18 protein-coding genes, 1 tRNA gene and 1 riboswitch are annotated in these 18,099 nt (G+C 70.0%); of the genes, 7 read left to right on the forward strand and 12 right to left on the reverse strand.

Translation table 11 applies throughout. From position 1 onward, the window contains the following. Nucleotides 1-20: 20 nt before the first annotated feature. The gene (locus OM513_RS09980; protein WP_264944037.1) at nt 21-959 is read right to left on the reverse strand and encodes a polysaccharide deacetylase family protein; all 939 of its coding nucleotides are present in this window, start codon (nt 957-959) and stop codon (nt 21-23) included. A gap of 69 nt (nt 960-1,028) precedes the next feature. Here OM513_RS09980 and OM513_RS09985 point away from each other — a divergent pair, with 69 nt between their 5' ends. After that, nucleotides 1,029-2,081, forward strand: coding sequence for an AraC family transcriptional regulator (locus OM513_RS09985; protein WP_264944038.1), 1,053 nt, complete (start codon nt 1,029-1,031; stop codon nt 2,079-2,081). Nucleotides 2,082-2,177: 96 nt separating this feature from the next. Further along, the gene (locus OM513_RS09990) at nt 2,178-2,963 is read left to right on the forward strand and encodes a sterol desaturase family protein (protein WP_264944039.1); all 786 of its coding nucleotides are present in this window, start codon (nt 2,178-2,180) and stop codon (nt 2,961-2,963) included. Between the two features lie 29 nt (nt 2,964-2,992). Here OM513_RS09990 and OM513_RS09995 read toward each other — a convergent pair whose 3' ends face one another. Further along, nucleotides 2,993-4,489: a CoA-acylating methylmalonate-semialdehyde dehydrogenase gene (locus tag OM513_RS09995; protein ID WP_264944040.1), complete on the reverse strand. Its 1,497-nt coding sequence runs from the start codon at nt 4,487-4,489 to the stop codon at nt 2,993-2,995. 109 nt (nt 4,490-4,598) lie between these two features. On the opposite strand from OM513_RS09995, the gene OM513_RS10000 reads away from it, so the two are divergent. Next, nucleotides 4,599-5,468: a LysR family transcriptional regulator gene (locus OM513_RS10000; RefSeq protein WP_264944041.1), complete on the forward strand. Its 870-nt coding sequence runs from the start codon at nt 4,599-4,601 to the stop codon at nt 5,466-5,468. A 125-nt stretch (nt 5,469-5,593) separates the two neighbouring features. Here the strand turns inward: OM513_RS10000 and OM513_RS10005 are convergent, their stop codons facing one another. From OM513_RS10005 to cpdR, 6 genes are all read right to left on the reverse strand, one after another. Next, entirely contained in the window at nt 5,594-6,367 is a 774-nt protein-coding gene (locus OM513_RS10005) for an ABC transporter ATP-binding protein (protein ID WP_264944042.1), read from the reverse strand. Further along, entirely contained in the window at nt 6,358-7,329 is a 972-nt protein-coding gene (locus OM513_RS10010) for a FecCD family ABC transporter permease (RefSeq protein WP_264944043.1), read from the reverse strand. The genes OM513_RS10005 and OM513_RS10010 overlap by 10 nt, the downstream gene beginning before the upstream one ends. After that, the gene (locus OM513_RS10015; protein ID WP_264944045.1) at nt 7,326-8,171 is read right to left on the reverse strand and encodes an ABC transporter substrate-binding protein; all 846 of its coding nucleotides are present in this window, start codon (nt 8,169-8,171) and stop codon (nt 7,326-7,328) included. Before OM513_RS10015 ends, OM513_RS10010 begins: the two co-directional genes overlap by 4 nt. Continuing rightward, complete coding sequence (locus OM513_RS10020) at nt 8,168-10,054, reverse strand: TonB-dependent receptor plug domain-containing protein (protein ID WP_264944046.1); 1,887 nt, start codon at nt 10,052-10,054, stop codon at nt 8,168-8,170. Before OM513_RS10020 ends, OM513_RS10015 begins: the two co-directional genes overlap by 4 nt. 125 nt (nt 10,055-10,179) lie before the next feature. Then, nucleotides 10,180-10,369: riboswitch (cobalamin riboswitch) on the reverse strand. Nucleotides 10,370-10,457: 88 nt separating this feature from the next. Then, nucleotides 10,458-10,532, reverse strand: a tRNA-Val gene (locus tag OM513_RS10025). A gap of 90 nt (nt 10,533-10,622) precedes the next feature. Further along, nucleotides 10,623-11,000 (reverse strand): cell cycle two-component system response regulator CpdR, encoded by a 378-nt coding sequence (gene cpdR, locus OM513_RS10030; RefSeq protein ID WP_264944048.1) that lies wholly within the window; start codon nt 10,998-11,000, stop codon nt 10,623-10,625. Between the two features lie 117 nt (nt 11,001-11,117). Here cpdR and OM513_RS10035 point away from each other — a divergent pair, with 117 nt between their 5' ends. Then, on the forward strand, nt 11,118-11,957 hold the full coding sequence (locus tag OM513_RS10035) for an N-formylglutamate amidohydrolase (protein ID WP_264944049.1): 840 nt from the start codon (nt 11,118-11,120) through the stop codon (nt 11,955-11,957). 203 nt (nt 11,958-12,160) lie between these two features. Here the strand turns inward: OM513_RS10035 and OM513_RS10040 are convergent, their stop codons facing one another. Genes OM513_RS10040 through OM513_RS10050 form a run of 3 tightly spaced genes read right to left on the reverse strand, consistent with a single transcriptional unit; the run spans nt 12,161 to nt 14,991 of the window. Continuing rightward, nucleotides 12,161-12,709: a cytochrome b gene (locus OM513_RS10040; RefSeq protein WP_264944050.1), complete on the reverse strand. Its 549-nt coding sequence runs from the start codon at nt 12,707-12,709 to the stop codon at nt 12,161-12,163. Between the two features lie 4 nt (nt 12,710-12,713). Next, on the reverse strand, nt 12,714-13,493 hold the full coding sequence (locus tag OM513_RS10045; protein ID WP_264944051.1) for a SapC family protein: 780 nt from the start codon (nt 13,491-13,493) through the stop codon (nt 12,714-12,716). A 49-nt stretch (nt 13,494-13,542) separates the two neighbouring features. Continuing rightward, nucleotides 13,543-14,991, reverse strand: a complete 1,449-nt coding sequence (locus OM513_RS10050; protein ID WP_264944052.1) for an FAD-binding oxidoreductase — start codon at nt 14,989-14,991, stop codon at nt 13,543-13,545. Nucleotides 14,992-15,068: 77 nt separating this feature from the next. Here OM513_RS10050 and OM513_RS10055 point away from each other — a divergent pair, with 77 nt between their 5' ends. The 3 genes from OM513_RS10055 to OM513_RS10065 all read left to right on the forward strand — a co-directional run bounded on the left by OM513_RS10055 (nt 15,069) and on the right by OM513_RS10065 (nt 17,312). Continuing rightward, complete coding sequence (locus tag OM513_RS10055) at nt 15,069-15,530, forward strand: hypothetical protein (protein WP_264944053.1); 462 nt, start codon at nt 15,069-15,071, stop codon at nt 15,528-15,530. A gap of 135 nt (nt 15,531-15,665) precedes the next feature. After that, a complete protein-coding gene (locus OM513_RS10060) occupies nt 15,666-17,108 on the forward strand; it encodes a DEAD/DEAH box helicase (protein ID WP_264944054.1) in 1,443 nt (480 codons plus the stop codon). A 9-nt stretch (nt 17,109-17,117) separates the two neighbouring features. After that, nucleotides 17,118-17,312: a DUF1289 domain-containing protein gene (locus OM513_RS10065; RefSeq protein WP_264944055.1), complete on the forward strand. Its 195-nt coding sequence runs from the start codon at nt 17,118-17,120 to the stop codon at nt 17,310-17,312. Between the two features lie 132 nt (nt 17,313-17,444). On the opposite strand, the gene OM513_RS10070 is transcribed toward OM513_RS10065, so the two are convergent. Further along, nucleotides 17,445-18,068: a glutathione S-transferase family protein gene (locus OM513_RS10070; RefSeq protein WP_264944056.1), complete on the reverse strand. Its 624-nt coding sequence runs from the start codon at nt 18,066-18,068 to the stop codon at nt 17,445-17,447. Nucleotides 18,069-18,099 lie beyond the last annotated feature (31 nt).

Consider the following 18,099-nt stretch of genomic DNA (forward strand, 5'->3'; position numbering starts at 1 on the left):
CGGCCGGGCATCCCGGCGCGTCATTCCCCTTCGTGCAGCACGCGCGCGGCAAACAGCGCGCCGAGCAGCTTGGTGCTGTTGCGTTCGTACCAGCGCGGCGCCGGCAGGTTCTTTTCCCAGGCCACCGCCTCCGTCAGCGTGCCGTTGGCGCTGGGGGTGTCGGGGAAAAGCTGGTTGACCGGGTCCGCGAAGGCCGCGTCGGCGGTCACGATTTCCCATCCCTTCGCCCGCAGCGCCGCGACCAGATCGGGCAGGAACAGCGCCGCCAGATCGGTTTCGTGCATCAGCATGACGTGGATCGGCGAACGGCCGATCGCCTTGACCATCAGCCCGTCGAAAAACTCCGCCGCACCAACATGCGTCTCGACATACAGGTCGCGCAGCGCGGCCATGTCGATCGGCTTGCCCGCCTTCGCCGCGTCGATCGTGAGCTGTTCCAGGAACCAGTCGGCGCCGTCGGCGGTGACATAGCCGTTGTGCAGCCCGCGCGCCTTCAGCCCCGCGCGCACCGCGTCGCGCTTGGCCTTGTCGGCCATGCCCTCGTCCAGGAACGGGAAGCGGAACCAGGGGCGGAAGCCGTCGCGCGGGCGCAGCCAGGCGTCGGCGCGATCGATGTTCGCCAGGAAATCCGCCGCACTCGTTTCCGACAGGTGCGGGTGGCTCCAGCTATGGTTGGCGATCACATGGCCAGCGGCGACATAGGCCAGGATACGCTCCTCCCCGCCCTTGCCGTCCGGATTGCCGAGGTTGGCGGGGTTCACGAAGAACGCCGCCTGAGGCACGCCCGCGCGGCGCAGCCCGGCGATCAGCTTCACCGTGCGCTCGTCGGGGGTCAGGAAGGCGCCGCGCCCGCGCGGTACATCGTCGAAGGTCAGCGCGATCCGCTTCTGCGCCGCCGCGGGCGCCAGCCCGGCCAGCAGCAGCGCCACCGCCAGCATCAGTTTCGCGAACAGCCGCATGCCCAGATCCCCTCCAGCCGATGGCGCGGGAATAGACGTTGCCGGGCTGCGGCGCCATAAGCCTGCCCCATGCCGCGCCTGTTGCTTCTCGACACCTGCCTGCGCCTGCTCGCGGCGGGACAGTTGCTGCTGATCGTGCTGGTGGTGGGACGCGGCGCGGCGCCATGGCGCATCCGCGGCGTGACGATGCTGCTGCTCGTCGGCATCGCCGCCTATCTCGCCAACGTCTCGCCGCTGCTCGACCTGTGGCGCTCGCCCCTGTGGGCGCCCGTCCAGCTCGCTTCGCAATCGGTGCCGCTGCTGCTTTGGCTGTTCACCCACCTTCTGCTCGAACGGCCGGTGGACCGGCGCGTGCTGATCGCCTCCGCCGTCGCGGTGGTCGCCTGCTGGGCGGACTTCCAGATCGCGATTCACTGGACATACCGGCCGCCGGTGGCCGCGAACATCGCCTTCCACCTGCTGTCGGCGGCGCTGACGCTGCACGCGATCTGGATCGCCTGGCGCGAACGCGGCGACGACCTGATCGAGCGGCGGCGCATGTTCCGCGTCGGCTTCGTGCTGCTGGTCGGCATCCAGGCGCTGGGCGTGATCATCGCGGAAAGCTGGTACGGCTTCGCCCATACCGACGGCTGGCTGATGCTCGCGCAATCCGCCGGCACGCTGGTGTCGGTGCTGCTGATGGGCGCCGTCTTCCTCTCCAGCAACGGCGATCTGCTGTTCGACGCCGATGCCGCGCCGCCGCCCCGCCCCGCGCTCTCCCCCGCCGAACAGGTCCTCAACGGCAAGCTGGAGGCGGCGATCGCCGCATGCGTCTATCGCGAGCCCGGCCTCGGCATCGGCGCGCTGGCGGAGCGGCTGGAAGTGCCAGAGCATCGGCTGCGCGCGCTGATCAACCAGCGGCTGGGCTATCGCAACTTCTCCGCCTTCCTGAACGCGCACCGCATCGCCGACGCCCGCGCCTGGCTGAGCGATCCGGCGAAGGTCGCGCTGCCGGTGCTCACCATCGCGATGGACCTGGGGTACGGCAGCCTGGCGCCGTTCAACCGCGCCTTCCGCGACGCGACGGGCCAGACGCCCACCGACTTTCGCCGCGCCGCGTTCGCCGTTCCCGGAAATCCCTGATCGATTTCGAAATCGGCGCGATTTCTCCAGCGGCGCGGCGACCGCCCCCGCCGCCTGCCGGTAGGCCCCCGCCATCGAACCCGATGGAGACCCGCCATGCCCGACTGGATCCGGCGTTTCGCAGACCATGGCCTGCACATGTATATGATCGAGGCGTCCCGCTATCTGCTCGCGGCGGGCAGCGTCACGCTGCTGCTGTGGCTCGGCCGCGGCTGGACGCTGCCGCGCCGCATCCAGGCGCGCATCGCCGGCTGGGACGACCGCCGGCGCGAGCTGGTCAACTCGCTGCTTACGATCGGCATCTTCGCGATCGTCGCGGTCTACACCTTCGCGATGACCGGGCTGGGCGTGTACCGCATCCCCTTCGCCGTCCCGCCGCTGTGGCTGGGCCTGGCGGAGATCGTCGGCCTGATCCTGGCGCATGACGCCTATTTCTACTGGATGCACCGCGCGCTCCACAGCCGCGCGATGTTCCGCCGCGCGCATCTGGAGCATCACCTGTCGCGCACGCCGACGCCCTGGGCCGCGTACAGCTTCGCGCCTATCGAGGGCGTGTTCGAAGCGGCGTTCATCCCGCTGGTGCTGTTCCTGGTGCCCATCCATGGCGTGGCGCTGATCGCCTTCGTGCTCCACCAGATCGTGCGCAACGTGATCGGCCATATGGGGCATGAACTCGCCTGGCCCGGCTTCACCCGGTCGCGCTGGACCGGCTGGCTGACCACCACCACCCATCACGACCTGCACCACAGCCAGGGCGCCTATAACTTCGGCCTCTACTTCACCTGGTGGGACCGGATGATGGGCACCGAACACCCCCGCTACCACGATGCCTTCGAAACCGCGGCGATCCCTTGGTTCGGGCGGAAAGATGTGGTTGCCTGAGGCACGATCGGCCGCGGGCATCGCCCCGGTCACCCCATCGTGGGGATGACGAAGGCGTTGCCGCCGTCGGCCGATCCGTCGGGCCACCGCTGCGTTACGGTCTTCACCTTGGTCCAGAAGCGCACGCCCTCCATGCCATGCTGGTTGACGTCGCCGAAGGCCGAGCGCTTCCAGCCGCCGAAGGTGTGATAGGCGACCGGCACCGGGATCGGCACGTTAATGCCCACCATGCCCACGTTGACGCGGCTGGCGAATTCGCGCGCGGCATGGCCGTTGCGGGTGAAGATCGCCACGCCGTTGCCGTACTGATGCTCGCTCGGCAGCCGTAGCGCGGTTTCGAAATCGGGCGCGCGGACGATCTGGAGGACCGGGCCGAAGATCTCCTCCTGATAGGAGCGCATCTGCGGCGTGACGCGATCGAACAGCGACGGGCCGATGAAGAAGCCCTGCTCATGCCCCTGCAGGCTGAACCCGCGGCCGTCGACCACCAGCTCGGCGCCCTCGTCCACGCCGGTCTGGATCCAGTTCTCGACGCGCGCCTTGTGCGCGGCGTTGACCACCGGGCCGTAATGCGCGTCCGGATCGGTGGAGACGCCCACCTTCAGCGCGGCGATCGCGGGGATCAGCTTCGCACGCAGCGCATCGGCGGTCTTGTCGCCCACCGGCACCACCACCGGCAGCGCCATGCAGCGCTCGCCCGCGGAGCCGAAGGCCGCGCCCGAAAGATCCGCCACCACCTGGTCCAGATCGGCGTCGGGCATGACGATGCCGTGGTTCTTCGCCCCGCCCATCGCCTGCACGCGCTTACCGGCGGCCACGCCGCGCCGGTACACATAATGGGCGATGTCCGACGATCCGACGAAGCTGACCGCGCCGATCGCGGGATGATCCAGGATCGCGTCCACCATCTCCTTGTCGCCATGGACGACCTGGAGCACGCCGGCGGGCAGGCCGGCCTCGGCCATCAGCTCGGCCAGGCGCACGGGAACGCTGGGGTCGCGCTCCGACGGCTTGAGGATGAAGGCGTTGCCGCACGCGATCGCCACGCCGAACATCCACATCGGGATCATCGCCGGAAAGTTGAACGGCGTGATCCCCGCGCCGATGCCGATCGGCTGGCGCATGCTGAACACGTCGATGCCGGAGCCTGCGCCCTGGGTATATTCGCCCTTCAGCGCATGCGGGATGCCGCAGGCGAACTCGACCACCTCCAGCCCGCGCTGGATGTCGCCCTTGGCGTCGGCGACCACCTTGCCGTGCTCGGACGAGAGCAGATGGGCGAGCGAATCCATGTTCGCCTCCACCAGCTCCTTGAACTTGAACAGCACGCGCGCGCGCCGCTGCGGATTGGTCGCGGCCCAGCCGGGCTGCGCGGCGAGCGCGGCAGCCACCGCCTTTTCCAGATCGGCCTCCGTGCCCAGCGGCACCTGGGCCTGGACCTGGCCGGTGTTGGGATCGAACACCTCGCCCGAACGGGCGGCGGCGCCCCCCGGATTACCCACGATCACATGATCGACGACACGCATGGCACCTCTCCCGGCTGGCGGCTTTGAGGCTCTATTTCACTCTGCAATTTCGCATGCAACCCGATTTAATTGCGGACAAGGCCTGCAATTTTGCAGTAACGCGGCAGCGATGCACGATTGGGATGACCTTCGCATCTTCCTGGCGGTGGCGCGGGCGCGGCGGATCGCGGCGGCGGCGCGCATGCTGGGGATCGACGCGACCACCGTCACCCGGCGCCTGGCGCGGCTGGAGCGGCGGACGGAGCAGCCGCTGTTCGAATCGCTGGGCGGCGACCGGCGGCTGACCGAGGAGGGCCAGGCGCTGCTGGTCCATGCCGAGACGATCGAGGACGCCGTGATCGCCGCCACCGAACGGACGGGCGGCGAGGCGGGCGCCGGCCATGTACGGCTGAGCGTGGCCGAGGGGCTGGCGACCCGCGTGCTGGCGCCGGCGATCGAGGGGTTCCGCGAACGCTATCCGCGCATCCGGCTGGACCTGATCACAGCATCGGGATTCCTCAACCCGTCGCGGCGCGAGAGCGACATCGCGCTGATGCTCGCCCGCCCGCGCAGCGCGCAACTGAACATCGCGGAGTTCGCGCTATACCGGCTGCGGCTCTATGCCTCGCACGACTATCTGGCGCGGCACGGCACCCCGGCGGACCCGTCCGCGCTCGAACGCTGCGCGCTGATCGGATATGTCCCCGAGCATATCTACGCCCCCGAGCTGGACTATATCGCCGAGGTGGCGCCGGGCCTTTCGCCCAAGCTTCGCAGCACCAGCATCAACGTGCAGCACGGGCTGATCGCGGCGGGCGCCGGGATCGGCATCCTGCCCGATTTCATGGCGGCGGGCGACGCGCGGCTGGCGGTGGTGCTGGGCGAGACGGTCGCGCTCCACCGCACCTTCTGGCTGGTGACCCACCGCGACACCCACGCCTCGCCCCGCATCCGCGCCGTCTGCGCCTGGCTGGCGGAACTGGGCGAGACGCTGGGCTAAAGTCCCCCAATTCTCCCCCGCCAGGGGGAGGGGGCGTGCGCAGCGCGACGGAGGGGGCGGATGCCAGAACGTGCCGGTGCGCTTCCGCGCCCTCGCCCGCCAGGGGGAGGATGGATCGCCGTTCCCTAACTCCGCCCGATCGGGATCGGCAGCAGGCGGCCCTCCGCGTCGGGGACCACCATCACCTCGACACCGAAGGCCTCGCGAAGCGGCTGGTGCGCCAGCGCCTCGCGCGCGGGGGCGAACGCGATCACGCGGCCGTCGCGCAGCAGCAGCACCTCGTCCGCCGCGCGCGCCGCCTGGACCAGGTCGTGGAGCACCACCACCACGCCCATCCCCGCCTCCGCCAGCCCGCGAAGCCGCTCGAGCAGCCCGAGCTGGTGCGCGGGATCGAGGCTGGCGAGCGGCTCGTCCGCCAGCAGCCAATCGGGCGTGCCCGCCAGCACGCGCGCGAGCTGCACCCGGGCGCGCTCCCCGCCCGAAAGCGTGTCCACCGCGCGATCGGCGAGCGCGAGCGTGCCGGTGGCGGCCAGCGCGGCGATCACCGCGCTCTCGTCCGCCGCCGATGGCCCCGCGAAGGGCGAACGATGCGGCAGCCGCCCCAACGCCACCAGCTCGCGCACCGCCAGGTTCCAGTGGACCGTCGCGTCCTGCGGCAGATAGCCGATCGTCCGGGCGCGTTCGCGCGGGTCGATCCGCTGCACCAGCCGCCCGCCGATTCGCACATGGCCGGCATCCAGGTCGATCAGCCCCGCGAGCGCCTTGACCAGCGTGGACTTGCCCGATCCGTTGGGGCCGAGGATCGCGGTCACCCGGCCGGGCTGGAGCCGCGCCGCCACCGCGTCGAGCACCTTGCGCCCGCCGAGCGTGACCGAAAGATCGCTGACCGTCAGATCCATGCCCGCCTCCGTTCGCGCAGCAGCAGCACGAGGAAGAAGGGAGCGCCGAGCAGGGCCATCGCCACGCCCAGCCGCACCTCGCCCGCGCCGGGGGCCAGCCGCACCAGGCTGTCCGCCGCCAGCAGCAGCGCCGCGCCGCCCAGCACCGAGGGGAGCAGCAGCGCCCCGGGCCTGGCCCCCGCGAGCGGACGCAGCAGATGCGGCACGATCAGCCCGACGAAGCCGACCACCCCGGTCACCGCCACGCTGGCGCCAACCGCCAGCCCGGTGCCCAGCACCACCAGCAGCCGTACCCGGTCCATCCGCACGCCCATCGATCGCGCCGCGTCCTCGCCCAGCGTCAGCGCGTCGAGCGCGCGGCCGGTGAACAGCAGCAGCCCGCAACCGGCCGCAAGGAAGGGCAGCGCCAGCCTGACCTCCGCGAAGCTGCGGTCGGTGAGCGCCCCCATGATCCAGTCCATCACCTCGGCCACCGCCAGCGGATTGGGCGCGATCGAAATCAGGAAGGCGGTGAGCGCACCCGCCAGGCTGGCCAGCACGGTGCCGGCGAGCACGAACGCGACCGGGCTTTCCGATCGCCAGGCGAGCGCCGCGAGCAGCAGCATCGCCCCGCCCGCGCCCGCCATCGCCGCGCCGAACAGCAGCAGCGGCGCGGCCATGGCCGAAAGCGTGATCGCCGCCACCGCCCCCAGCGCCGCGCACGACGAGACCCCCAGCACCGCCGGATCGGCGAGCGGATTGCGCAGATAGCCCTGCAACACCGCGCCCGACAGGCCCAGCGCGGCGCCGATCGCCAGCGCCAGGATCGCGCGCGGCAGGCGCAGCTCGACGACGATCCACCACAGCGGATCGGCCGAGAACCAGGCCGATGGCGGCACCCACGCCTTGCCCGCCATCAGCGACGCCGCGAACAACAGCGCGGCCAGCGCCGCAAGCCCCCCGATCAGCGCGGCGCGGCTCATGGCGCGATGCTCCGCCGCACCTCAGCCAGCCGGGTCATCGCGCGCGCGATCACCGGGCCGCCGCAATTGACCAGATCGCGGGGAAACCGCGCCTCGGTGACGCGCGCGGGCGAATGCGCCAGCACGCGCGCGCGCATCGCCGCCGCGCGCGAACCCGCGTCGCGCCCGCTGCCGTCATCAGGCACGAACATCACGCGCGGCGGATCGGCGGCCACCGTCTCGACCGGCAGATAGCCGGTATAGGCCAGGCCATAGCGCGCCGCCCGGTCTTCGAACCCCGCGAGCGCCAGCATCTGGTTGACCAGGTTGCTCCCGCCCGAGGCAAGGTTGCCCCCGATCCAGATCAGCGCGGGCACGCGCGGTCCCGGCGGCGGCGCGGCGGCGGCGATCGCCGCGTCGATCCGCGCGATCATCGCCCGCCCGGCATCCTCCGCCCCCACCGCCCGGGCGAGCCGGGCCACCTGCGCCCGGCTGGCCGCGATCGTTACCGGCGAATCGAGATAGAGCGTGCGCAGCCCGGCGCGCGCGAACGCCTCGCGCGTAGCGGCCTGGGTGAAGCTGCTGGCGATCACCAGCCCGGGGCGCAGCGCGATCACCTCCTCCGCCGTGCCCGCGGTGGCACGGAAGCGGCGCGCGACCGCGAGGTCGATCGAGGTCGCGCCGGGGTCCTGCGAATAATGGCTGATCGCCGCGATCCGATCCGGCGGCACCAGCTCGACCAGCATCGCATCGGCGCAGGGATTGAGCGAGACGATCCCCCCCGCCCCCTGCGAGGGCGGCGCCGCACAGCCCGCGACGAGCACGCCGGCCAGCGTCCCGAGCAGCGCGGCGCCCCGTATCACGGCAACCGCACGCGCACGCCGGCATAGGCCGCGCGGCCATAGGTGCCGTAGCCCGCGACCGTCTGATAGCGTTCGTCGAACAGATTCTCGACACGGCCATAGAGCGACAGCCCCGCGCTCACCGGCATTTCGGCCCGGATCGCCGCCAGCGCATAGCCGTCCAGCCGGGTGAAGTTCCCGGCATCGTCGAAGCTGTCGCCAACGATCGTCACCGTTGCCCCCAATGCCAGCCCCAGCGGCGTCCGCCAGTCGGCCGAAACGCTCGCCGAATCGCGCGGACGGCGGGCGAGCCGGTTGCCCGCATAGCCCGGCGAACGGTTTTCCGCATCGATGAAGCTGTAGCTAGCGGTGAAGGTCAGCCCCTCCGCCGGGCGTGCGGCGATCTCCAGTTCGACGCCGCTGGTGCGGGTGCGGGCGATGTTGCGATAGGTGAAGCTGCCCAGATCGAAATCGATCTGGTTGTGCGTATCGCGGTGGAACCAGCTCGCCGCGATCCGCAGCGCGCCGCCGATCAGCTCCTGCTCGGCGCCCAGCTCATAGCTCTTGGCCGTTTCCGGATCGAGCGTGCCGGTGCCGTAGAAGGGCGCGAAGAGCTGGTAGAGCGTGGGCGCCTTGAACCCCTCGCCATAGGCCGCGCGCAGCAGCGTGCCCGATGCGGGGCGCAACGCCATGCTGGCGCCCCAGCTCGCGTGGCTGCCGAAGCGGCTGTGATCGTCGTTGCGCACGCCCGCGGTTACCGTCACCGCCTCAACCGGGGTGACGATCGCCTGGCCGTAGAAGCTGGTGATCGCCGAGCGGAACCGGCTGGCCCCGTCGAAGAAGCCCAGCCGCTCGCGCTCCGCCCCGAACACCAGCCGCAGCGCGTCCGCCACGCGCGCATCGCCGCCATAGGCGAAACGCTCGCTGTGCCCGCGATAGAAATAGAGCGGCGCGGCGCCTGCCGCGGGATCAAAATTGTCGCGATCGATGTCGGCCACGGTGAAGCTCAGCCGGTTCGCCACCGGCCCCACATCGGCGTGGAGCCCGGCATAGCCATAGAACTCGCGTGCGGTGGAATATTCGGCGGTATCGGTGAAGCCGTAGCTGGGGGGCGGATAGCCGTCGAGATCGGTGCGGCTGTCGGCCCAATATCCGCCCAGCTCCCCGCGCACGCCCGGGATGAGTTCCACCTTCAGACGGCCGCTGGCGCTATACTGGCGATATCCGTCGGGCTCGGTGCCAGACGCGGCCTGCGAGACGCCGTCGGTGCGGAACCAGCCGCCGGTCAGCGCCCCCTGCACGCGATCGGAGCCGCCCGAGATCGCGGCATTGGCCGAAACCTGGTCGGCATAGCCATATTCGGCGCTGGCGCGTGCGCTCAGCCCCGCCTCCGGCTGCTTCGTCACCACATTGACGACGCCGCCGATCGCCTGGCTGCCCCACACCACCGAATTGGGGCCGCGCAACAGCTCGACGCGCTCGATCGCGCCGGCCAGCAGGTTGCCGAAATCGAACGCGCCCGCGGGCGACGAGGGATCGTTGGCGCGCACGCCGTCGATCAGCACCAGCGTCTGCGCGTCCTCGGCGCCGCGCACGCGCACCGCGGTCACCGCCCCCGGCCCGCCGTTGCGCGACAGGGTGACGCCCGGCGTGGTGGCGAGCAGATCGGCGAGCGAGACCGCCTGGCGCTGCTCGATCGTGGCGCGATCCAGCACGGTGACGGCGCGGCCCGATTCGCGCGCCTGCTGCGCCACGCCGCTGGCGACGACGATCAGGTCGTCCGCCTCCTGCTCCACATAATAGGCACGGCCGCCGTCCGCGTCGTCGCTATGGATCTGGGCATGCGCGGAAACCGCGGGCAGCAGCGCGGCCGACGAAAACAGGATTGAAACCAGCAACTTCATGACAAGACACCCTTCGTTGGGCCGCCCTGCCTGAAATGGCGCGGGCGGCACGTTGCGGTGTCGCTCGCGCGGGATCGGGTGCCGGTCACCCTCCCCCGTCCGCCCGGTGCACCCCGCCCGCGCAGAGGAATCGACGGTGGCGGGCAGGTCTCCTGGCTCCCGGGTCGCTGCCGGACGCGCCGCCTTCCCGGGCCATCTGGCCCAGTGGCATGCTGGCGCGCCTGCTCGCCGGTTACAGTTGCGGGGGCAGCCTCGGCATCGCACCGAAGTTCCCTTTTGATCCCCTTGCGGGGAACCCGTCACGGCCGCGCTTCTAGCGGCCGATGGTGCGGCGCGGCAAGGGCCTGCGCAAACGGGCCGGAAAAGCAAAGGCCCGCCGGTCTTGCGACGGCGGGCCTTTAAATGGTGGGCGCGGCAAGGATTGAACTTGCGACCCCTGCGATGTCAACACAGTGCTCTACCACTGAGCTACGCGCCCATGGCCCATCGGGCCGAAACGGGAAGCGGCGCATTAGCGAGTCCTCTTGGCCCGCGCAAGCGCTGCGAAACAGGAATCCTATGCGGGTATCTAGCCGCTCGTCGTGAAGCTGCCCTGCTCGAACAGCCGGTCCACCTCCAGCACCAGATCGCGCAGGTGGAACGGCTTCGAAAGCACGCGCGCCTGGGGCATCTGCTTGCCCGCCTTCAGCGTCACCGCGGCAAAGCCGGTGATGAACATCACGCGCATGTCGGGCGCGATCTCGCCGGCGCGCTGGGCCAGTTCGATCCCGTCCATCTCCGGCATCACGATGTCGGTCAGCAGCAGATCGAACCGCTCCGCCTCGATCAGCGGCAGCGCCGCCGTCCCCCGATCGACGGCCGTGACCGCATAGCCGGAGCGTTCGAGCGCGCGCGTGAGATAGTCGCGCATCACGCGATCGTCCTCGGCCAGCAGAATTCGGTACATTGCGGTCCCATCCGTGAGCGACGGCGTTCCCTATATGCCCGCAGCCCTTAAGAATTTCCAGACGCAGCCGACAGACGATGTTGCCGTATCGGGACGCCCGGCATAGCTTTCGCATACGTGATTCCGGCACCCTCCTTCCTTCGCCATGGCCCGTCCGAGCCGCAGAGCCCGGTGGTGGTATCGGTGCCCCATGCCGGGCGCGACTATCCGCTGCCGCTGCGCGCGGCGCTGCAGCTTCCGCTGGAGGCGCTGCGCCCGCTGGAGGACCGGCATGCCGACGCCATCGCGCTGGAGGCGGTGCGCGGCGAGACGCTGTTCATCGCCGGACGCGCGCGCGCCTGGATCGACCTGAACCGCGCCGAGAACGAGCGCGATCCGCGGATCGACGACGGCGCCTCGCTGAGCGGGCAGCCGCAATCGTCCAAGATTCGCAGCGGGCTGGGGCTGGTGCCGCGGCGCGCGGGCGCGGCGGGCGATTTCCTGCGCCGCCGGCTTTCGGACGAGGAGGTGCGCGCGCGCATCGCCGCGGACCACCGGCCTTATCACGAAGCGGTGGCGGCGGCCCTTGCGGCGGCGCGCGCCCGGTTCGGCGTGGCGGTGCTGCTCGACGTGCATTCGATGCCGCCGCTGGGCCACGGCAGGGCGCGGATCGTGCTTGGCGACCGGTTCGGCAAATCGGCCTCGGCACGGTTCATGGGAAGGATCGAGGGCGCGGCACGCGCGCACGGCCTGGCCTGCGCCGCCAACGCGCCCTATTCGGGCGGGCACATACTGAACCGCCACGGCGATCCGCGCCGCGGCATCCACGCGATCCAGATCGAATTCTGCCGCGCGCTCTATCTCGATGCGGCGCTCGATCGCCCCGGGCTGGGGCTGGCCGCCGCCGCCGCCGCGCTGCGCGCGATGATCGACGCCGCCGCGGACGAGGCGATGCCGGCCGCGCTGGCCGCCGAATAGCCGGGCAAGAAAAAAGCCACCTCGTGACTAGGCACGAGGTGGCCAAGGTTCAGGGAGGAGACACGCCCGAAGGCGTGCCGTACGACCCCGCGAAAGGGGGAACACGAAGCCGTACCCCACGAATATAAATAACGGGACCTGTGGTTTCAAGGTCACATGTCAAAACAAAATTTCGGGCAAAAAACCCGGCAGCCGGACTCCGCTCAGCCGCGGCGGCGCAGCCCCGGAATCATCCGCGCGAGAACATCGTCGCGCAGCAGGAAATGATGGCGCAGCGCGGCGGCGATATGCAGCACCACCAGCCCGGCCATCAGGAATCCCAGCAGCTCGTGCGCCTCGTGCGCCGCCTCGGCGGCGCCATGGCCCACCGGCAGCAGCGGCATATCGAACAGCCCGAACATGCTCACCGCGCGCGGCCGTTCCGGATCGGAGGACATCGCCCAGCCGCTCATCGACAGGATGATCATCAGCGCATAGAGCGCCCAGTGCATCGCCTTGGCCGCGGCGCGTTCCCAGCCGCGCATGGCGTCCGGCAGCGCGGGGGGCGTGTGCGCCAGCCGCCAGCCGAGCCGCGCGACGCTGAGCACCAGGATCAGGATGCCCAGGGTCTTGTGCAGCGGGATCACCCGCCACTCCCGCGGCAGGGCGTCGTGGAACAGCCCCAGCCACAGGTTGAAAAGAACCAGCACGGCGATCACCCAATGAAAGGCGATCGCGCCCTTGCTGTAGCCGTCGCCGCGCTGGATCGCCATCGGATCAGCTCACAAGCTGCGGCGCGGGCATCTTGCCCTGCTGCACCTGGCGCCCGAAGATCTCACGCATCTGGCCTAGCGAGAAGAGGTGCGCGAAGATCAGCGGCAGCATGCCGTTCTGCATCATCTTGCGAAGCTGGTCGCCGCGCAGATCGTTGAGCTTCTGCTCGTCGATCATGCGGAAGCCGCGATAGACGAACGGCTGGGCCGCGCCCTCGGGCTGGATCGAGACCTCGCCGTCCATCAGCAGGTCCAGGTCCGCCAGCTCCTTGACGAACAGGCCGGTGTTCTGGCCCGCGCGCTCGAACTGCTCGGCGAACTGCAGGATGCCCTTGGTCGCCTCGCTCGGCTGGCCGTCTTCGCCGAACAGCTTCTCGCCTTCCTCGCCCGGGCCGATCGCGTCGGAGGTGGGATCGAAGCACAGCGACAGCTCGTCGCTGTCCTGCCGCAGGCGCGCCAGCATATAGGGATAGCGGCGGATATAGGCCGGGACGTAGAAGTTCTGCTCGATCAGCTTGCCTTCATCGTCGAAGAAGACGTTGACGCCCTCGTTCAGGCCCATCAGCGCCAGCGGCACGGGGTCTTCGCCCATCGAGAAGACGATCGGCATGAAACGCTGCAGGATCGGGAATTCCTCGACCGTCACCGGCACCGCATGCTGGTGGACAAGGAACGGCGCGCGATCGACAGGGCGCGCGCGGAACTCCCCATGAAGCTGGCTCGAAAGCGGCTGGAGGTCCTGGTAGAAGAGAGGAAGCGGCTGCTGCTGCGGCGCGGTGGCCATCGAAATCTCCTGGGAACGGCTTGTAGTATGGATTCTCGGATGCTGCGCTCTATGGCGCGGGCGCTTCCGGCGCAAGCGTGACGAGCTTGCCGGGATTGAGGATACCGCGCGGATCGAGCGCGTGCTTGATCGCCCGCAACGTCGCGACGCGCACCGGCGGGCCGAGCCGCTCCAGCTCCGCGCGCTTCAACTGGCCGATGCCGTGCTCGGCCGAGATCGAGCCCCCGGAAGCGACCACCAGATCGTGAACAAATCGCGTGATTTCAGGAGCATGGGCGGGATACCAATGCACCTCGTCGGCTCCCTTGGGCGCGCGCACATGGAAATGGACATTGCCGTCGCCCAGATGGCCATAGGGGCTGACCAGCGTGCCGGGGAAGCGCGATTCCACGGCCGCCGCCCCCTCCACCATGAAGCGCGGCATGTCCGGGATCGGCACGGAGATGTCGTGCGCGATGGTGACGCCCGCGGTGCGCTCCGCCTCCGAGATCGAATCGCGGATGCGCCAGAAGCCCTCCGCCTGCGCCTCGCTGGCCGCGACCACCGCGTCCACCGCCATCCCGGCCTCCAGCGCATCGCCCAGCAGCCGTTCGAGCAGCGCGCCGGGCGCCTCGTCGTCCGCGCCGCTCGCCACCGCCTCGATCAGCGCATTCCACGGCTGGGGCGCGGCCAGCGGCGCGCGGGTGCCGGGGATCTGCTCCAGGACCAGCGACAGCGCGCTCGCCGGCACGATCTCGAAGCTTTCGATCGCGTTCGTCCGCGCCTCCATCGCGCGCAGCAGGTCTAGCGCGGCCTGCGGCGTCTCCAGCCCCACCCAGGCCACCGCGCGCGACGCGACCGCGGGAACAAGCCGCAGGCTGGCCGCGGTGACAATGCCCAGCGTGCCCTCCGCCCCGATCAGGAGCTGGTTGAGATCGTATCCGCGATTGTCCTTCTTCAGTACCGGCAGGCCGTTGTGGACCGATCCATCGGGCAGCACCGCCTCCACGCCCGCCACCAGGCTGCGCATGTTGCCGAAGCGCAGTACCTGCGTGCCGCCCGCGTTGGTGGACACCAGCCCGCCGATCGTCGCCGATCCGCGCGCGCCCAGCGTGAGGGGGAAGCGCCGCCCCTGCTCCAGCGCGGCTTCGTGCAGATCGGCCAGGATCACGCCCGCCTCCGCCACCGCCAGATTCTCCTCGGCGCTGATCCGCCGGATATGGTTCATCCGGCGCGTGGAGAGCAGCAGCGCCGATCCGTCCGCCGGCGGCGTCGCGCCGCCGCACATGCCGGTGTTGCCGCCCTGGGGCACCAGCGCGACCCCGGCCGCCGCCGCCAGCGCGACGATCGCGGAGACCTCCCCGGTCGATCCCGGCGTGAGCAGCGCCGCGGACGCCCCATGGTAGCGGCCGCGCCAATCGCTCAGCCAGGGCGCGATCGCATCGGCATCGGTGGTCACGGACTTGGGGCCGAAGCGTTCGCGGACGGTTTCGACCAGATTCTGCTGCTGCGGGGTCATCGGCGCGGGCAATAGCATGGCGCGCGGGGCCGTTCCAATTCATCTCATGTTCAAGCCCGGGCGCTATGCCGGGCGATGTGAAGAGGAAGACTGCACTGACTGCGTCCGCGCTGGCGGCGCTTCTCGCCGTGCCCGCGGCGGCGCCGGCCAGCCCTGGCGGATGGGGAGTCACGACCCAGCAGATGGTGATCCATGTGCCGCGGATGACGGTGACGCGCACCACGATCGTGACGCGCAGCTTCCCCCGCCGCCCCCCGCCCATGGTGTTCACCGAACGCAAGGCGGACGATTGCGTGAAGCTGGACAAGATCGTCGGCTTCGCCGTCAGCCCGGGCGACACGATCGAGCTGATGCTGAGCGACGGCAAGCGGCTGCGCGCGCGGCTGGGCTCCAACTGCCCGGCGCTGGGCTTCTATTCCGGCTTCTACGTGCGCCCGCACAAGGACGGGAAGATGTGCGCCAAACGCGATTCGATCCGCTCGCGATCGGGCGGCACATGCAGCATCGACAGCTTCCGGGCGCTGGTGCCGGCGCGGTAGGGGCCGCCCTGTTTAGCCGGCCTCGGCCCACTCCGCCGCAAGAGAACGCCCAGAGTGCTTGACATCGCTTCCCAAATAGGCAAGCGCCGGGCGGGTTAGCGGCGTGGTGTCCACGCCCCCTTTCCGGACATTTGCATGAGCTTTGCCGACCTCGGCCTTTCAGACGAACTGCTACGCGCAGTAGAAGCGGCCGGATATTCCGAGCCGACCCCGATCCAGCGCCAGGCGATCCCCAGCGTGCTGATGGGCAAGGACCTGATCGGCATCGCCCAGACGGGTACGGGCAAGACCGCGGCCTTCGTGCTGCCGATGATCGACATTCTGGGCGAAGGGCGCACCCGCGCGCTGATGCCGCGCAGCCTGATCCTGGAGCCCACGCGCGAGCTGGCGGCGCAGGTGGCCGAGAATTTCGAGAAATACGGCGTCCACCACAAGCTATCCATGGCGCTGCTGATCGGCGGCGTTCAGATGGGCGATCAGGTGAAGGCGCTGGAAAAGGGCGTCGACGTGCTGATCGCCACGCCCGGGCGGCTGATGGACCTGTTCGGCCGCGGCAAGATCCTGCTCACCGGCTGCAGCCTGCTGGTGATCGACGAGGCGGACCGGATGCTCGACATGGGGTTCATCCCCGATATCGAGGAGATCTGCACCAAGCTGCCGAAGAACCGCCAGACGCTGTTGTTCTCGGCCACGATGCCGCCGGTGATCAAGAAGCTGGCCGACAAGTTCCTGAACGATCCCAAGCGGGTCGAGGTGGCGCGGCCCGCCACGACGAACACCAACATCCGCCAGTTCGTGGTGCCCGTCGCCGCGGCGAAGAAGCGCGAGGCGCTGCGCGAGCTGCTGCGCGCCGAGGACCTGCACACCGCGATCATCTTCTGCAACCGCAAGACCACGGTGCGCGAGCTCAACAAGAGCCTCCAGCGATCGGGCTTCGCGTCGAGCGAGATCCATGGCGACATGGAACAGCCCGCGCGGCTGGCAGAGCTGGACCGGTTCAAGAAGGGCGACGTCAACATCCTGGTCGCGTCGGACGTCGCCGCGCGCGGGCTGGACATCAAGGGCGTCAGCCACGTCTTCAACTTCGACGCGCCGTGGCATCCGGACGATTACGTCCACCGCATCGGCCGCACTGGCCGCGCGGGCGCCACCGGCACCGCCTATACGCTGGTGACCCCCGACGATGCCGAGAACATCGCCGAGATCGAGAAGCTGACCGGGCAGAAGATCGAGCGGATCGCCGCGCCGGGCGGCGGATCGGCCGATGCCGGCGAAGAGGCGCCGCCCCGCCGCGAACGCGCCCGGGCCGAAAAGCCGCGCCGGGGCGAGAAGCCCGAGCGGGCCGAACAGGCGGACAAGGCCGAACGGCCCGAACGGACCGCCAAGCCCGAGCGGGCGGAGCGCGACGAGCGTCCGCAACGCGAACCGCGCGAGGCACGGCCGCCGCGTTCCGAGCCCCGCCAGGAACGCCAGCCCCGTCCCGAGCGCCAGCGCCGCCACGAGCCCGCCGACGACGGCCCCGACGATGGCTGGAACGGCCCGATGCCGGACTTCCTCAACTTCTCCATCGGCGGCTGAGCCCGCGCGATGTGGGAGGTCGTTCCCGTCATCGAGAGCCCGTGCGTCAACATCTGTCGGATCGACCGGAAGACGCGCTGGTGCGAAGGCTGCGGCCGCACCGCCGCCGAGATCACCCGCTGGGGCGAGACCGACGACGCCGACCGCAAGGCCGTGATGGCGGAGCTGCCCGCGCGGATGCGGGCGATGCGCCGCGGCTATTGAGCCGCCCGCACGGCCGGGACCGCCGGTTCCAATTCCCAGCGAGATGTATCCGGCATGGGGTCCGGCGAGACCGGACCGGTCCGGTCCCCGCCGAACGCCGGGGAACGGCCGCGAGCCGACTCCAACGCGCGCCTATGCCTGCGCCGGTGCCATCAGCGCATCGTCGATCGCGGTCGCGCGGACATAGGCCTCCCGGCTGCTGACCCGGGCGAAATAATCGGCGAAGGCGTCGCGCCTGGGCAGCGTGCCGAACTGGACGCCCCAGCCCACCGCCGATCCGACATAGACGTCCGCCGCGGTGAAGCGGCTGCCGGCGATATAGGGATTCGCCAGTACCGCCTTTTCCAGCACGTCCACCGTCTGGTCATAGCTGCCATAGCCGAACATCCGCGCCTGATCGGCGCTGGGCACGAACCCGGCATGATTGTTGGTCACCGCCTGCTCCACCGGGCCGGCGGCGAAGAACAGCCAGCGGTAATAGTCCGCGCGCTCCTCCGGCCGTGGCGCCAGCCCGGCCTCGGGGAACGCCTCCGCCAGATAGGCGCAGATCGCCGCGCATTCGGTGACCACCTTGCCGTCATGCACGATCGCCGGAACCTTCCCCATCGGATTGACCGACAGATAGGGCGCCGCCTTCATCGTCGATGCGTAATCGACCACCACCGCCTCATAGGGGACGCCGGTTTCCTCCAGCATCCAGCGCGCGATGCGGCCGCGCGACATGGGATTAGTGTACAAGACGAGCTGGCCGGCCATCACATCCTCCTGCGAACCGATTTTGGAACAA

The organism is Sphingomonas canadensis (genome assembly GCF_026013525.1).
Classification (GTDB): domain Bacteria; phylum Pseudomonadota; class Alphaproteobacteria; order Sphingomonadales; family Sphingomonadaceae; genus Sphingomonas; species Sphingomonas canadensis.

Bases quoted from the DNA above. Each gene is read 5' to 3' on its own strand.
- OM513_RS09980 (WP_264944037.1), bottom strand. From the start codon at position 959: ATGCGGCTGTTCGCGAAACTGATGCTGGCGGTGGCGCTGCTGCTGGCC.
- OM513_RS09985 (WP_264944038.1), top strand. From the start codon at position 1,029: ATGCCGCGCCTGTTGCTTCTCGACACCTGCCTGCGCCTGCTCGCGGCG.
- OM513_RS09990 (WP_264944039.1), top strand. From the start codon at position 2,178: ATGCCCGACTGGATCCGGCGTTTCGCAGACCATGGCCTGCACATGTAT.
- OM513_RS09995 (WP_264944040.1), bottom strand. From the start codon at position 4,489: ATGCGTGTCGTCGATCATGTGATCGTGGGTAATCCGGGGGGCGCCGCC.
- OM513_RS10000 (WP_264944041.1), top strand. From the start codon at position 4,599: ATGCACGATTGGGATGACCTTCGCATCTTCCTGGCGGTGGCGCGGGCG.
- OM513_RS10005 (WP_264944042.1), bottom strand. From the start codon at position 6,367: ATGGATCTGACGGTCAGCGATCTTTCGGTCACGCTCGGCGGGCGCAAG.
- OM513_RS10010 (WP_264944043.1), bottom strand. From the start codon at position 7,329: ATGAGCCGCGCCGCGCTGATCGGGGGGCTTGCGGCGCTGGCCGCGCTG.
- OM513_RS10020 (WP_264944046.1), bottom strand. From the start codon at position 10,054: ATGAAGTTGCTGGTTTCAATCCTGTTTTCGTCGGCCGCGCTGCTGCCC.
- cpdR (WP_264944048.1), bottom strand. From the start codon at position 11,000: ATGTACCGAATTCTGCTGGCCGAGGACGATCGCGTGATGCGCGACTAT.
- OM513_RS10040 (WP_264944050.1), bottom strand. From the start codon at position 12,709: ATGGCGATCCAGCGCGGCGACGGCTACAGCAAGGGCGCGATCGCCTTT.
- OM513_RS10045 (WP_264944051.1), bottom strand. From the start codon at position 13,493: ATGGCCACCGCGCCGCAGCAGCAGCCGCTTCCTCTCTTCTACCAGGAC.
- OM513_RS10050 (WP_264944052.1), bottom strand. From the start codon at position 14,991: ATGACCCCGCAGCAGCAGAATCTGGTCGAAACCGTCCGCGAACGCTTC.
- OM513_RS10060 (WP_264944054.1), top strand. From the start codon at position 15,666: ATGAGCTTTGCCGACCTCGGCCTTTCAGACGAACTGCTACGCGCAGTA.
- OM513_RS10065 (WP_264944055.1), top strand. From the start codon at position 17,118: ATGTGGGAGGTCGTTCCCGTCATCGAGAGCCCGTGCGTCAACATCTGT.
- OM513_RS10070 (WP_264944056.1), bottom strand. From the start codon at position 18,068: ATGGCCGGCCAGCTCGTCTTGTACACTAATCCCATGTCGCGCGGCCGC.